This is a genomic window from Streptomyces lydicus (assembly GCF_000717345.1).
Lineage (GTDB): Bacteria > Actinomycetota > Actinomycetes > Streptomycetales > Streptomycetaceae > Streptomyces > Streptomyces lydicus.
Genome location: NZ_JNZA01000003.1, coordinates 19326 through 33423 on the forward strand (window position 1 = coordinate 19326; position 14098 = coordinate 33423).

12 protein-coding genes are annotated in these 14098 nt (G+C 71.2%); 5 read left to right on the forward strand and 7 right to left on the reverse strand.

What is annotated here, in order from left to right; all coding sequences use genetic code 11:
• Positions 1-351: 351 nt before the first annotated feature.
• From ppdK to dusB, 3 genes are all read right to left on the reverse strand, one after another.
• Positions 352-3132 (reverse strand): pyruvate, phosphate dikinase, encoded by a 2781-nt coding sequence (gene ppdK / locus OO62_RS02995; RefSeq protein ID WP_398742055.1) that lies wholly within the window; start codon positions 3130-3132, stop codon positions 352-354.
• Between the two features lie 552 nt (positions 3133-3684).
• Positions 3685-4257, reverse strand: a complete 573-nt coding sequence (locus tag OO62_RS03000; RefSeq protein WP_033265769.1) for a MarR family winged helix-turn-helix transcriptional regulator — start codon at positions 4255-4257, stop codon at positions 3685-3687.
• Positions 4258-4335: 78 nt separating this feature from the next.
• Positions 4336-5463 carry a tRNA dihydrouridine synthase DusB gene (gene dusB / locus OO62_RS03005; RefSeq protein WP_033265591.1) on the reverse strand — a complete coding sequence of 376 codons (1128 nt, stop codon included), beginning with the start codon at positions 5461-5463 and terminating at the stop codon, positions 4336-4338.
• Positions 5464-5644: 181 nt separating this feature from the next.
• On the opposite strand from dusB, the gene OO62_RS03010 reads away from it, so the two are divergent.
• Positions 5645-7099 (forward strand): MFS transporter, encoded by a 1455-nt coding sequence (locus tag OO62_RS03010; protein ID WP_033265592.1) that lies wholly within the window; start codon positions 5645-5647, stop codon positions 7097-7099.
• Between the two features lie 37 nt (positions 7100-7136).
• Here the strand turns inward: OO62_RS03010 and OO62_RS03015 are convergent, their stop codons facing one another.
• Positions 7137-8072 (reverse strand): helix-turn-helix transcriptional regulator, encoded by a 936-nt coding sequence (locus tag OO62_RS03015; protein WP_033265593.1) that lies wholly within the window; start codon positions 8070-8072, stop codon positions 7137-7139.
• Between the two features lie 101 nt (positions 8073-8173).
• On the opposite strand from OO62_RS03015, the gene OO62_RS03020 reads away from it, so the two are divergent.
• From OO62_RS03020 to OO62_RS03030, 3 genes are all read left to right on the forward strand, one after another.
• Positions 8174-9625, forward strand: a complete 1452-nt coding sequence (locus OO62_RS03020; RefSeq protein ID WP_033265594.1) for an MFS transporter — start codon at positions 8174-8176, stop codon at positions 9623-9625.
• 203 nt (positions 9626-9828) lie between these two features.
• A complete protein-coding gene (locus OO62_RS03025) occupies positions 9829-10833 on the forward strand; it encodes an aldo/keto reductase (protein WP_033265595.1) in 1005 nt (334 codons plus the stop codon).
• Between the two features lie 90 nt (positions 10834-10923).
• The gene (locus OO62_RS03030) at positions 10924-11505 is read left to right on the forward strand and encodes a TetR/AcrR family transcriptional regulator (RefSeq protein ID WP_033265596.1); all 582 of its coding nucleotides are present in this window, start codon (positions 10924-10926) and stop codon (positions 11503-11505) included.
• Between the two features lie 436 nt (positions 11506-11941).
• Here the strand turns inward: OO62_RS03030 and OO62_RS03035 are convergent, their stop codons facing one another.
• Both OO62_RS03035 and OO62_RS03040 read right to left on the reverse strand, forming a co-directional pair.
• Entirely contained in the window at positions 11942-12451 is a 510-nt protein-coding gene (locus OO62_RS03035) for a DUF3995 domain-containing protein (RefSeq protein WP_051732605.1), read from the reverse strand.
• A complete protein-coding gene (locus OO62_RS03040) occupies positions 12448-12789 on the reverse strand; it encodes a DUF6191 domain-containing protein (RefSeq protein WP_063738968.1) in 342 nt (113 codons plus the stop codon). Before OO62_RS03040 ends, OO62_RS03035 begins: the two co-directional genes overlap by 4 nt.
• Before the next feature lie 477 nt (positions 12790-13266).
• Between OO62_RS03040 and OO62_RS03045 the strand changes: the two genes are divergently transcribed.
• On the forward strand, positions 13267-13749 hold the full coding sequence (locus tag OO62_RS03045) for a hypothetical protein (RefSeq protein WP_228332443.1): 483 nt from the start codon (positions 13267-13269) through the stop codon (positions 13747-13749).
• Positions 13750-13808: 59 nt separating this feature from the next.
• Here OO62_RS03045 and OO62_RS03050 read toward each other — a convergent pair whose 3' ends face one another.
• Positions 13809-14087, reverse strand: a complete 279-nt coding sequence (locus OO62_RS03050; protein ID WP_033265598.1) for a DUF2087 domain-containing protein — start codon at positions 14085-14087, stop codon at positions 13809-13811.
• Positions 14088-14098 lie beyond the last annotated feature (11 nt).

Sequence of the window (14098 nt, forward strand, 5' to 3'; positions counted from 1 at the left end):
GGGGGGAGTCCGGAGAAAGCGAGGGCGGCACCTCCGCACAGGTGCCGCCCCCGTCCGGGTGCCCCGCGCGGGCGTCCCTCGTCGGGGCGCGCCGCGGCCGGGAGAACGGCGGTGCCGTGCCTCCCACGCCCGCCCGCACCACCGGGTGAACTCCCGCACTCTTCCGGGCGAGACCGTGTGCCCGCCAGGAGTGCTACGCCAACGCCGAGGGCGGCACCTCCGCACAGGTGCCGCCCTCGTTGGGGTGCCGGTGCCGACGGCCGGGCGGGTGAGGGTAGGAGGCCCGTCCGCGGCACCGGAGGTTTTGCGGGGCACCACGGACGCGTTGCGCGCCCCGCGGTGCCCGGTGGGTCAGCGGCTGTCGCTGCCCTTCGACTCGGCCGCCGCCCGGCCCGCCTCCAGCCGTGCGACCGGGATGCGGAACGGGGAGCAGGAGACGTAGTCCAGGCCCACCTCGTGGAAGAAGTGGACGGACTCCGGGTCGCCGCCGTGCTCACCGCAGACGCCGAGCTTGAGGTCCGGGCGGGTGGCCCGGCCGGCCGCGGCGGCGTTGCGGACCAGCGAGCCCACGCCGTCCTTGTCGATGGTCTCGAACGGGCTGACGCCGAAGATGCCCTTCTCCAGGTACGCGGTGAAGAAGCTGGCCTCGACGTCGTCGCGGGAGAAGCCCCAGACCGTCTGCGTGAGGTCGTTCGTGCCGAAGGAGAAGAAGTCGGCGGACTCGGCGATCTGACCGGCCGTGAGGGCGGCGCGGGGCAGCTCGATCATCGTGCCGAGGGTGAGCTTGAGGTCGACCCCGTAGGTCTTCTCGACCTCGGCGATGACCTGCTCGGCCTCCTCGCGGACGATCTCCAGCTCCTGAACGGTGCCCACCAGCGGAATCATGATCTCCGCGCGCGGGTCGCCGTTGGCCTTCTTGCGCTCGGCGGACGCCTCGGCGATGGCGCGCACCTGCATCGCGAACAGGCCGGGGATGACCAGGCCGAGGCGCACGCCGCGCAGACCCAGCATCGGGTTCTGCTCGTGCAGCTTGTGCACGGCCTGGAGCAGCCGCAGGTCGTTCTCGTTGGCGTCCTTGCGGGCCTCGGCGAGCGCGACCCGGACCGACAGCTCGGTGATGTCGGGCAGGAACTCGTGCAGCGGCGGGTCCAGCAGCCGGACGGTCACCGGCAGCCCGTCCATCGACTCGAACAGCTCGATGAAGTCGGCCTTCTGAAGCGGCAGCAGCTGGTGGAGCGCGGCCTCCCGGTCGCTCTCGGTGTCGGCCAGGATGAGCCGCTCGACCATCTCGCGCCGCTCACCGAGGAACATGTGCTCGGTGCGGCACAGGCCGATGCCCTGGGCGCCGAAGCGGCGGGCGCGGGCGGCGTCCTCGGCGTTGTCGGCGTTGGCCCGGACGCGCAGCCGGCGTACCCGGTCCGCGTACGCCATGATCCGGTGGACGGCCTTGACCAGCTCGTCCGCGTCGTCGGCGCCGGCGTGCATCCGGCCCTCGAAGTACTCGACGACCGGGGAGGGCACGACCGGGACCTCGCCGCGGTAGACCTTGCCGGTGGAGCCGTCGATGGAGACGACGTCGCCCTCTTCGATGACGGTCCCGTCCTGGGTCGTCATCCGGCGGGACTTGGTGTCGACCTCCAGCTCCTCGGCGCCGCAGACACAGGTCTTGCCCATGCCGCGGGCGACGACGGCGGCGTGCGAGGTCTTGCCGCCGCGGGAGGTGAGGATGCCCTCGGCGGCGATCATGCCGTTGAGGTCGTCGGGGTTGGTCTCGCGGCGGATCAGGATGACCTTCTCGCCGGAGCGCGACCACTTGACCGCGGTGTACGAGTCGAAGACGGCCTTGCCGACCGCCGCACCCGGGGAGGCGGCGATGCCGCGGCCGATCAGGTCGGACTTCGCGCTCAGGTCGAAGCGGGGGAACATCAGCTGCGCCAGCTGCGCGCCGTTGACCCGCTGGAGGGCCTCGGCCTCGTCGATCAGGCCCTGGTCGACGAGCTGGGTGGCGATCCGGAAGGCGGCACCGGCGGTTCGCTTGCCGACCCGGGTCTGCAGCATCCACAGCTTGCCGCGCTCGATGGTGAACTCGATGTCGCACAGGTCCTTGTAGTGCGTTTCGAGCGTCTCCATGATCTGCATCAGCTGGTCGTACGACGCCTTGTCGATCTGCTCCAGGTCCGCGAGCGGGACCGTGTTGCGGATACCGGCGACGACGTCCTCGCCCTGTGCGTTCTGGAGGTAGTCGCCGTAGACGCCCTGGTGGCCGCTGGCCGGGTCGCGGGTGAAGGCGACGCCGGTGCCGGAGTCGGGGCCCAGGTTGCCGAAGACCATGGAACAGACGTTGACGGCCGTGCCGAGGTCGCCGGGGATGCGCTCCTGGCGGCGGTAGAGCTTGGCGCGGTCGGTGTTCCAGGAGTCGAAGACCGCGCGCACGGCGAGGTCCATCTGCTCACGGGGGTCCTGCGGGAAGTCGCGGCCGGTCTCCTTGGCGACGATGTCCTTGAAGTGCGCGACCAGGCCCTTGAGGTCCTTGGCGTCGAGGTCGACGTCGACGCGGACGCCCTTGACCTGCTTGGCCTCCTCCAGCGCCTCCTCGAAGAGTTCGCCGTCGACGCCCAGCACGGTCTTGCCGAACATCTGGATCAGCCGGCGGTAGGAGTCCCACGCGAACCGCTCGTCACCGGCCTGCGCGGCGAGGCCGGAAACCGACGCATCGGAGAGGCCGATGTTCAGAACGGTGTCCATCATGCCGGGCATGGAGAACTTCGCCCCGGAACGCACCGATACGAGCAGCGGGTCGTCGGCCTGGCCGAGCTTCTTGCCCATCTTCTGCTCAAGGGCGTCGAGGTGCTCGGAGACCTCGGCACGCAGTGCCGCCGGCTCGGTGCCGCTGTCGAGGTAGACCTTGCAGGCTTCGGTGGTGATCGTGAAGCCCGGAGGGACGGGAAGCCCCAGGTTGGTCATCTCGGCGAGGTTCGCGCCCTTGCCGCCTAGCAGGTCCTTCAGGTCCTTGTTGCCCTCGGTGAAGTCGTAGACGAACTTCGCGGACGAAGGCTGGGTTACGTGGGGATCTTGTGTTTCCGGCACGGCACTGACTCCTCGCCGACGGGCTGCCCTGACGGCCAGGAACATACCCAGATCGAAGGCGTATGGGTACGTCCACTTGGTCGACATACGTGCGTAACCAGCCGTCCGCCACCAGATCGAAAGTGATCACGCGTTCAGGCGACCCTTCACTACCTGAATGCATCACTCCACTACGCTGTCAGTGGCGCCCTCGTGTGATACACAGCGTGACGAATAGCTTGATCACTCGAACACATGATGCGTGGCACCGGGTGCCACCCTTGGAGAGATGGAGCCCGGCGCCAATTGCTCATCTGAGCGCAACCCCTATCAGGGGTGGCGAGAATCACGCGCTCATGTGTGAGCGGGTCCCATCATTTGGACCCCCTGAGTGCTCCTCGATCAGGAAATTCCTCGCCCGGAACACCTACCTGGTTCCCCCCGGGAGGCAGATCTGCACCCAATTCGGCCACCCGCCACTCCGGAGGCGGCCCCGGGAAGAACTGCCAGGCCATGGTTCCCGGCCAAGGTGAGGCACGCTTCCGCGTCCGAGGTCGTATACGGCCTGGACGGGAGTGCCGGCACGGCGGAGGGGCGCGAGGTCCTCGCGGGAGGCGCTCAGTGCTGCGGGCGGCGTCCGCTGCGCCGGGGCGGCGGGTCCTGGCCGTCGAGCAGCTCCAGCCGGCGTTCCGCGCCGCGGGTCTCGACCTGGAGCACCACCCGGCGCAGCAGATCCGCCAGGTCCTCCGCCTCGTCGTCGCTCAACGCCGCGGTCACGAAGACCTCTTCGGCGTTGAACTCCGGGACGATCCGGGCCATCAGCCGCTCGCCCTCGGGCGTGAGGGCGAGCAGGGCGAGCCGTCCGTCGGCCGGGTGCTCCTTGCGTTCCAACAGGCCACGGCCCTGCAGGGTGCGGGCGACGCCGGTGAGCGTGCCCTTGGAGATGCCGGCTTCCTCGGCGACCTGCCGGGTCTCGGGCTCGCCGCGGATCCAGACCACCCACAGCACGACGAACGACGTCCAGGTCAGCTCGGCGGCGCGCAGCACGGAGTTCTCGACGTGCTGGCGCACGGCGGCCGCGGCGCGGTAGAGGGCCGCCACCGCGGCCATCTGCTCACGGCGGAGCGGGAGGTCACCGAGCTTGGCGCGTACGGCCTGCTCGGTCTCCTCGATGGACCGGTGTCCGCTCACCACAGCGCGCTCTCCCTCGGCCCGCATCCCGTACGGACTCAAACGGTAACGCGGTCCCCGTGGGGCCGCGCGGCGCGCTCAGCCGCCCGACGTGTCCAGCTCCGCGTCCGCGTCCACGCCCGCGCAGTCGTACGGGTCGTCCAGCCAGCCGTCCGGGAGGACGACGCGGTTGCGGCCCGACGTGCGGCCGCGCGGGCCGTCCGCGCCGGCCGGCCACGGCTGGTCCAGGTCCAGCTCCGACAGCAGCGCCTCCAGCTCGTCGAGCGAGGAGGTCACCGCGAGGCTGCGGCGCATCTCGGAGCCGATGGAGAAGCCCTTGGTGTACCAGGCGACGTGCTTGCGGAAGTCGATCACGCCGCGCGCCTCGTCGCCGATCCACTCGCCGAGCAGGGTGGCGTGCCGCAGCATCACGGCCGCGACCTCCTTGAGCGTGGGCTCGGCGTAGGTGCCCGTCCCCTCGAAGCCGGCGACCAGGTCGCCGAACAGCCAGGGCCGGCCCAGGCAGCCGCGCCCCACGACCACCCCGTCGCAGCCGGTCTCGCGCATCATCCGCCGGGCGTCGTCCGCCGACCAGATGTCCCCGTTGCCGAGCACCGGGATCTCGGGGACGTGCTCCTTCAGGCGCGCGATGGCGTCCCAGTCGGCGGTGCCGCCGTAGTGCTGAGCCGCGGTCCGCCCGTGCAGCGCGATGGCGGTGACGCCCTCCTCGGCCGCGATCCGCCCCGCGTCCAGGTAGGTGATGTGGTCGTCGTCGATGCCCTTACGCATCTTCATGGTCACCGGCAGGGCGCCCGCGTTCGCCACCGCCTCGCGCAGGATGGAGCGCAGCAGATTGCGCTTGTACGGGAGCGCCGAGCCGCCGCCCTTACGGGTCACCTTGGGGACCGGGCAGCCGAAGTTGAGGTCGATGTGATCGGCGAGGTCCTCGTCCGCGATCATGCGGACGGCCTTGCCGACGGTGTCCGGGTCGACGCCGTACAGCTGGATCGAGCGGGGCTTCTCGGTCTCGTCGAAGTGGATCAGCTGCATGGTCTTCTCGTTGCGCTCGACCAGCGCCCGCGTCGTGATCATTTCGCTGACGAACAGGCCCTTGCCGCCCGAGAACTCCCGGCACAGCGTCCGGAACGGGGCGTTGGTGATCCCGGCCATCGGCGCGAGGACCACAGGCGGCTGCACGGTGTGCGGACCGATCTGCAGCGGAGTCATGGGGCTGTCTTCCTCGGCTTCCTTCGACGGGGCGGGGCGGGCGGGCCGCAGCCGTACGGACGGGTGGACCGGCCGGCCGCTGCGACCTCCTATTGTCCCGCACCGCGGGAGTGGCCCTGCCGGGACCGCGGGGGCGGGCCTGCCGGGCACGGGACGACGCGGATCGTTGTAGCGTTCAACCATGCCTGACCTCAGCCGCCGGCGTCGACTCCTGGTACTGGCGATCTGCTGCATGAGCCTGCTGATCGTCAGTCTGGACAACACCGTTCTCAACGTCGCCCTGCCGTCGATGCAGCGTGAGCTGCACGCCTCGGTCTCCGGGATGCAGTGGACGATCGACGCCTACACCCTGGTGCTGGCGTCGCTGCTGATGCTGGCCGGTTCGACGGCCGACCGGCTGGGCCGGCGGCGGATATTCATGGTGGGGCTGGTGGTCTTCGCGCTCGGCTCGCTGCTGTGCAGCCTGGCGCCCGGCCTGTCGTGGCTGGTGGTCTTCCGGATGGTGCAGGCCGTCGGCGGTTCGATGCTCAACCCCGTCGCGATGTCGATCATCACCAACACCTTCACCGACCCCCGGGAGCGGGCCCGCGCCATCGGGGTGTGGGGCGGGGTCGTCGGCATCAGCATGGCGGCCGGGCCGGTGATCGGCGGGCTGCTGGTGCAGAGCGTCGGCTGGCGCTCGATCTTCTGGATCAACGTCCCGATCGGCGCGCTCGCGCTGTTCCTCACCCTCCGCTACGTCCCCGAGTCGCGCGCCCCCAGGCCGCGCCGGGTCGACCCGGTGGGCCAGCTGCTGGTGATCGCGCTGCTCGGCTCGCTGACGTACGCGATCATCGAGGCGCCGGGCGCCGGCTGGACCTCCCCGGAGATCCTGGGCTTCGTGCTGGTGGCACTGGTCTCGCTGGCGGCGCTGATCGGATACGAGCGGCGCCGTACGGAACCCCTGATCGACCTGCGGTTCTTCCACAGCGCGCCGTTCAGCGGCGCCACGGTCATCGCGGTGTGCGCCTTCGCCGCGCTCGGCGGCTTCCTCTTCGTCAACACGCTGTACCTGCAGAACATCCGCGGGCTGTCCGCCCTGGAGGCCGGGCTCTACATGCTGCCCATGGCCGGGATGACGCTGGTCTGCGCACCGCTGTCGGGACGGCTCGTCGGCAGCCGCGGCCCCCGGCTGCCGCTGCTGCTCGCCGGTACGACGATGGGCGCGAGCGGGCTGCTCTTCGCGGCCTTCGACGCACAGGCGAGCAACACCCTGCTGTTCACCGGCTATGTCCTCTTCGGCATCGGGTTCGGCCTGGTCAACGCGCCGATCACCAATACCGCGGTCTCCGGTATGCCACGCGCCCAGGCCGGGGTGGCCGCCGCCGTGGCGTCCACCAGCCGGCAGGTGGGGCAGTCGCTCGGCGTCGCGGTGATCGGCGCCGTACTGGCGGGCGGGGCGTACGCCGCGGCCGGCGGGCAGCAGTTCGTCGCGGCGGGCCGGCCGGCCTGGTGGATCATCGCCGGCTGCGGCGCGGCCGTCCTGCTGCTCGGCGCCCTGACGACGGGCCGCTGGGGCAAGGCCACCGCCCGGCGCACCGCGGCGCTCTTCGAGGAGGACCGGCCGGGACACCGCCCGGCCGACGCACGGTCGTAGGGCGGCGCACCGCCGGCTGCCCCGCCCGGCGGGCCCGTCACGCCGCGGCGAGCGCCAGCTTCTCCAGCTGCCGGAGCCGCTCGTGGGTGGTCTCGTCCACGGGGGTGTAGGACAGCAGCTTCGGGCCGGGGTTGGGGCCCGTCCACAGGCTGGTGGCGGTCACCTGGAGGACGCCCACCTGGGGGTGGCGGAAGAGCTTGACGGAGCTGACCGGGCGGATGACCTCGTGCTGCGCCCAGATCTCCCGGAACTCGGGCGAGGCGTCCGTCAGCCGCGCGACCAGCGCCTTCCAGGCGGGTTCCGCGACGTGCTCGGCCATCGAGGCGCGGAACTTGGCGGCCATCACCCGCATCGTGGCGTCCAGATCGACCACGCACGCCCGCCACTCGGGGTGGGTGAACGCCAGCCACATGCAGTTGCGGTCCTCTTCGGGCAGTGCGTCGAGGTCGCACATCAGCCGCCCGTAGGTGCTGTTGTAGGCGAGGATGTCGAACCGGCTGTTCTGGACGACCGCGGGGAACGGCGCCAACTGCTGGAGCATCTGCCGCAGTTCACGCGAGACGCCGGTGCACTCCTTGCCCGGCAGCGGATCGACGGCTCCGGCGAGCGCGAAGAGGTGGCTGCGCTCGGCGCGGTCGAGCAGCAGCGCGCGGGCGACCGCGTCCAGGACCTGCGGGGAGACGTGGATGTCCCGGGCCTGTTCGAGCCAGGTGTACCAGGTGACGCCAACGGCCCCCAGATGCGCGACCTCCTCGCGGCGCAGCCCGGGCGTGCGGCGGCGGGCACCGCGCGGCAGGCCGACCTGCTCCGGGGTGATGCGTTCGCGCCGGCTGCGCAGGAAGGCGGCCAGCTCGGCCCGGCGCACGGCGTCGTCGCCGGCTGCCGTGCCCGGGCGCGGGCCGGCGCCGGGCGACGGGGCGGCGGACGCGGCGGGGCGTGTGGCAGCCTGCGTCAGGGTCGCATCAACGGTCATGCTTCCAGGGTGCCGCAGCGCTCAGCCGGTTGCCAGGTAGCACCGGTACCAGGATAAGGACACTCTGGTACCCCTCTGAGCGGTAGACGATCGTCGACACCGTGAGCGATACCCGAGCACAGACCCCCACTCTCGAAGCACCGGCCGACGCGCCGCGGAAGCCCGCCGTTCCGGCGCTGCTGACCCCTCTCGGTCTGCTGACCGTCCTGCTGGGCGCCGCCCTGCCCATGATCGACTTCTTTATCGTCAACGTCGCCCTGCCGACCATCGACCACGACCTGCACGCGGGCCCCGCGATGCTGGAGATGGTGGTGGCCGGATACGGCGTCGCCTACGCCACGCTCCTCGTCCTGGGCGGCCGGCTCGGCGACATGGTCGGCCGCCGCCGGCTGTTCCTGTGGGGCCTGGCCACCTTCGGCCTGACCTCGCTGGCCTGCGGTCTCGCCCCGGACGCCGGCACGCTGGTGGCCGCCCGGGTCACCCAGGGCGCCGCGGCCGCGCTGCTGCTGCCGCAGGTGCTGGCCACCATCCAGGCCACGACCTCCGGCAAGCGGCGCGCCCGGGCCCTCAGCCTGTACGGCGGCACGGCCGGCGTCTCCAGCGCCGTCGGCCAGGTGCTCGGCGGGCTGCTGGTCTCCGTCGACCTGGCGGGTACCGGCTGGCGTGCGGTCTTCTTGGTGAACGTGCCGATCGCGGCGGCGGCCTGGCTACTGGCCGCCCGTACGGTGCCCGAGACCCGCTCGCCGCGCCCGAGCCGCGTCGACGGCCCCGGTACCGCGCTGCTGGCCGCCACCCTGATCACGCTGCTGCTGCCGCTGACCGAGGGGCGGGCGGCCGGCTGGCCCCTGTGGTCCTGGCTCCTGCTGGCCGTCTTCCCCTTCGTCGGCACCGCGTTCGTCCTGGTCGAGCGGCGGGCCGAGCGTTCCGGGCGCACGCCGCTGGTGCCGCCCTCGCTCCTGCGCATCCCGTCCGTGAACAGCGGGCTGGCCATGATCGTCCCGTTCTCGGTGGGCTTCGGCGGGTTCATGTTCGTGGTGGCCGTCGCCCTGCAGAACGGCCTGCGCTACGGCCCGTTCGCGGCCGGTCTGTCGCTGGTGCCGCTCTGCGCGACCTTCTTCATCGCCTCGCTCGCCGGGCCGCGGCTGGTCGGCCGCTTCGGACGGCGGGTGGTGATCGCCGGTTCGCTGATCCAGGGCGCCGGGCTGATCGCGCTGGCGCTGACCGTGCACGCGAGCTGGCCCGGTACCTCGGTGGCCGGTCTCGCGCCGAGCATGGCGGTCCTGGGCTTCGGGCAGGGCATGGTGCTGCCGGTTCTGATGCGCATCGTGCTGAGCGAACTGCCGGTGGCGCAGGCGGGCGTGGGCGGCGGCGCGATGGTCACCACCCAGCAGTCCGGGCTCGCGCTGGGCGTGGCGACCCTGGGCACCCTCTTCCTCTCGCTGCTGCCGAGCGTCGGCATCCGCGATGCGCTGCTCGCCGCCCTGCTGACCCAGCTGGCGATCGTCGCGGGGACCACGGCGCTCGCCCTGCGGCTGCCGCGTTCCGTGCGCTGACCTGCGGAAAGGCGCACGGGGACACCTGGGCTCACACGTGACGGCTGACAGATATTGAAATCTGTCAGCCGTCATGCCATGCTGAATGCACGAAGGATCCCGACGGTTTCTCCCGTTGACCGCCGGCGCCGCCACCGCCGTGCGGGCCCCTCCGGCACCCGCCGGATCCCCTCCGACCTCCCCTTCTCATTCAGGAGCACACAGTGCAGACCCGCACCCTGGGCACCACCGGCCCACAGATTTCCGCCCTCGGCCTCGGCTGCATGGGCATGTCCGCCCTCTACGGCGACAGCGACCGCGCCGAGTCCCTCGCCACTGTCCACGCGGCCCTCGACGCCGGCGTCACCCTGCTCGACACCGGCGACTTCTACGGCATGGGCCACAACGAACTCCTCATCAACGAGGCCCTGCGCACCGCCCCCGCGGCGGCCCGCGAATCCGCCCGGATCAGCGTCAAGTTCGGCGCCCTGCGCACCGTCGAGGGCGGCTTCACCGGCTACGACGGCCGGCCCGCCGCGGTGAAGAACTTCGCCGCGTACTCCCTCCAGCGCCTGGGCACGGACCACATCGACATCTACCGCATCGCCCGGCTCGACCCGGACGTCCCGGTCGAGGAGACCGTCGGCGCCATCGCCGAGCTGGTCGAGGCCGGCCATGTGCGGCACATCGGCCTCTCCGAGGTGGGCGCGGAGACCCTGCGCCGGGCCGCGGCCGTCGCCCCGATCTCCGACCTCCAGATCGAGTACTCCCTCCTCTCCCGCGGCATCGAGGACGCGATCCTGCCGACCGCCCGCGAACTGGGCATCGGCATCACCGCGTACGGCGTGCTGTCCCGCGGCCTGATCAGCGGCCACTTCAGCCGCGACCGCAAGCTCGCCGCGAACGACTTCCGCGGTATGAGCCCGCGGTTCCAGGGCGAGAACCTCGCGCGCAACCTCGACCTGGTGGACGCGCTGCGCAAGATCGCCGAGCAGAAGGGCGTCTCGGTCGCCCAGATCGCCATCGCCTGGGTGCTCGCGCAGGGCGAGGACATAGTCCCGCTGGTCGGTGCCCGCCGCCGCGACCGGCTGTCCGAGGCACTCGGCGCCCTGGACGTCACGCTGGACGCGGAGGACCTGGCCGCGATCGAGCGGGCGGTCCCGGCCGATGCCGCCGCCGGCGCGCGCTATCCGGCCGCGCAGATGGCCCACCTCGACAGCGAGCGCTGACCGCAGCGCGGGCGAGGGCGACGGCCAGGTACCGTCCGTAGGTACCACCACCGCCGCCCCGCGCGCTCCCCCGAAAGGCCGGCCCGCCCCATGCCCCCCGAGACGTTGACCCCCGAGCGCATCCTCGAAGCCACCGAGGAGGTACTGCGCCGCTACGGCCCCGCCAAGGCCACGGTCGTCGATGTGGCGCGCGCCCTGGGCGTCAGCCACGGCAGCGTCTACCGCCACTTCCGCACGAAGGCGGCGCTGCGCGAGGCGGTCACGGCGCGTTGGCTGGAGCGGACGAGCCAGAAGCTGTCGGCGATCGTGACGGAGGACGGCCCGGCACCGGAGCGGCTGGACCGCTGGCTGACCACCCTGTTCGAGGCCAAGCGGCACAAGGCCGGTGATGATCCCGAACTGTTCGCCACCTATATGACCTTGATCGGCGAGAGCGGCGGAGCGGTCGACCGCCACGTCACCGACCTGGAGTCGCAGCTCACGACGATCATCGAGGCCGGGGTCAGCGAGGGCGCCTTCCACACGCCCGCACCGGCCACCACCGCGCGCGCCGTCTTCGACGCCACCGGCCGCTTCCATGACCCGTGTTACGCCGCGGAGTGGTCCCGCCCGGAAATCACCGCCGACTTCGAAGCGGTCCGCAATCTGGTCCTACGCGGCCTCCGCGGCTGAGACACCTCCGGAGGTCGCCCGAATCGGGAGCCGGAGAGGCACGGTCGGACGGGGCATGTGCGCAGGGTGTCCGGTCAACTGGCTGATGTCCTGCGGACGGACATTCGCACCCGGCACGGAGAAGCGGTCCTGCTCCGGCCGGTCACGGTGGAGGACGTACCCGCGCTGATGCCGATGTTCCGCGCCGCCGTGACCACCCGGCTGACGGGCGGACACGACGACGGGGAGCCCGACGAGCCGCAGCTACGGGCCTGGTACGGCACCCGCGGTGATCAGGAATGGTCCCGGCACCGCGGCCGCCCCGGAAGCCCGCCCGACGTGCCCGGAAACCGGCCCGGACCTCCCGGCACCTGCGCCCGGGGTGCCCAGGCCGTGTCCGACGGGTCAGCGAGCCTGCTGTGGGGGCAGTGGGGCCGTGAGCTGGCCGGCGGAGCGGTCAGCGTCCGTACGGGGGTGGCGGTTCCGCGACGGCATGCCTGCGGGACCGAAGGGTGGCGAGGCCGAAGGCCAGTCCTCCGGCGATGAACCAGGGGTTCCAGAGGGCCAGCGTCCAAGCGCGCTGCCCCACACTCACGGAGGTGTTCAGATCCGTTGCGTTGGTCAGCAGCAGCACCTCGATACCGATGCCACGGACCAGCAGGAGGGCACTGACACCCCATCCCAACCACCTGGCCAGCAGAGCGGGAACGCCCCGGAGCCGGGGCCGGGCAAGCAGCCATGCCAGCAGCGCGCCGAGGAGGCAGAGTGCACCCACACCCCACAAACCGGCCACCACGAACCACAGCGGGCGCGTGGTGGCCAGCGGACCGGCGGAGATGCTCAGCCCCACCTCACCGCCCACGGCCCAGTAGAAGTGCAACCCGGCGAACGCGGCCGCCCACGAGCAGGCGATACGCCCCCACAGCGTGGACGGTTCCGCACCCGTTCGCTCCGGTTGGCGCCTCACCGCCGGCCCTCACCGGCATCGCGCCGGTCAGCGCACGGGCCGCCCGCTTCCTGCGGCACCACGACGAACGCGGTGCCCTTGATCAGGTCGATGCTGGAGCGGGGCGGCGCACCGTCACTCTCGTCGTCCCGCCGGAGCAGCTCCACCCGCCGCTGCTCCAGCTCCACCGTCTTGTTTCCGTTCACGACCGCCGTGAATTCATCGAAGGCGGTGTTCGACAACGACCGCCCCGTGCGCCTGCGGAGCCACGGGATCAAGCCCAGCCCCGTGAACCCTCGCCACGCGCTCTCCACCAGGGCGAACAAGGCCAGCAGCCCCGCCAAGGCCGGGAACGACATGAGCCAGACCGTCACAGATGACCCCTCATCGTCCAGCAACGCAATTGGCTTCCGGAAATCGGCGGAAGGGTCGGCGTCGTTCTCATCGGACGCGCGGACCGGGAGAACTCGGAGTTCCGGACATCGGTCCGCGCATGGACCGCCCGCACAGACACTCCGGCACCCGTCGCAGAAGATTCGTATGCGCTGATTGCCATGGGATCACTGTTCTGGACCCGCAGCGCACAGGCATCGGGCCGACGCATGATCCGCTTCCCCCATGCGGCGGAGGCACAGCCATGGAGATCCGCCGCAAGGAGGAGTGCCATGAGAGCAGGCCGACTACCGCTATCTGACAGGACGCAACAGCCACATTGAGGTGGGGGCTTCGGGGCTGGACGAGCGCTGGCAACGAGGCGTTGAGGCTCAACGGCCCGAAGCGGACTCGCAAGCATGGAGGGTTAGGGTGTCCCGGCGATCACCTCGTAGGGCGCCTCGATGGCACTTTCACCGGAAATCGCGGGAGGGGCGGGCAAGCAGGTGGACAGTGACCTGCGGCATGCATCTGTCATGGCGCTCGGCGAGCTCGGGCGAAGTCACGACTACCGCGACCGGGCGGATGCCGGTCACGGCCTGGCAGGGTTCGCCGAGATGCAGACGGCCCTTGGGCCGCTGCTGGGGCTCGTACTCGACCCGGATGACACCTTCGTCACCCGGCGGACCGCGGAAGCCTTGCTCCGGCGAAAGGACAGGGTCGGGCTGACGGTAGTCGCGTCCGCACTGGCCGTCGCCGATTCGCATCACAGCGAGTGGATCCACACCGCGATCGTCGATGTATTCAGCGTCTTCTCCGACGATCGGGACCACGCGATACAGCTGTGCGAGGAGATGTCACGGGGCGCCGACGAGCGCGTTGCCCTGGGAGCCCGTCAGCTGCAGGAAATTCTGGCAGAGATCGATCCCGTTCTTCGCCCTGCATAGTGGGCGGAGTCGCGGCCTGCAGTGCCCTCATCGTGCGCCACCGGCCCGCACGGTGTGCGCTACCGGACCCGCCGGTAGCTGCTGCCGTCCTTCGGGCGGGCCAGCAGACCTGCCACGACCAGATACCGGCGCAGCGCCGAGCAGTCTTCGTGCACGGTCAGCAGCGCCTCGTTGACCTCGCGCTCGCTGTACTCCCGGTCCCGCTCGAACAGCGTCTCCGTGAGGTGGACGAGCAACTGCTCGCGCCGGGCCGCCTTCCGCGGAATCGCCGTCAACCGCCCGCGGGAGAACAGGGCGGCCACGCCCTGCGCTCTGTCGCTCGTTCCCTGAGGTGTCATGCCGGGCAGCC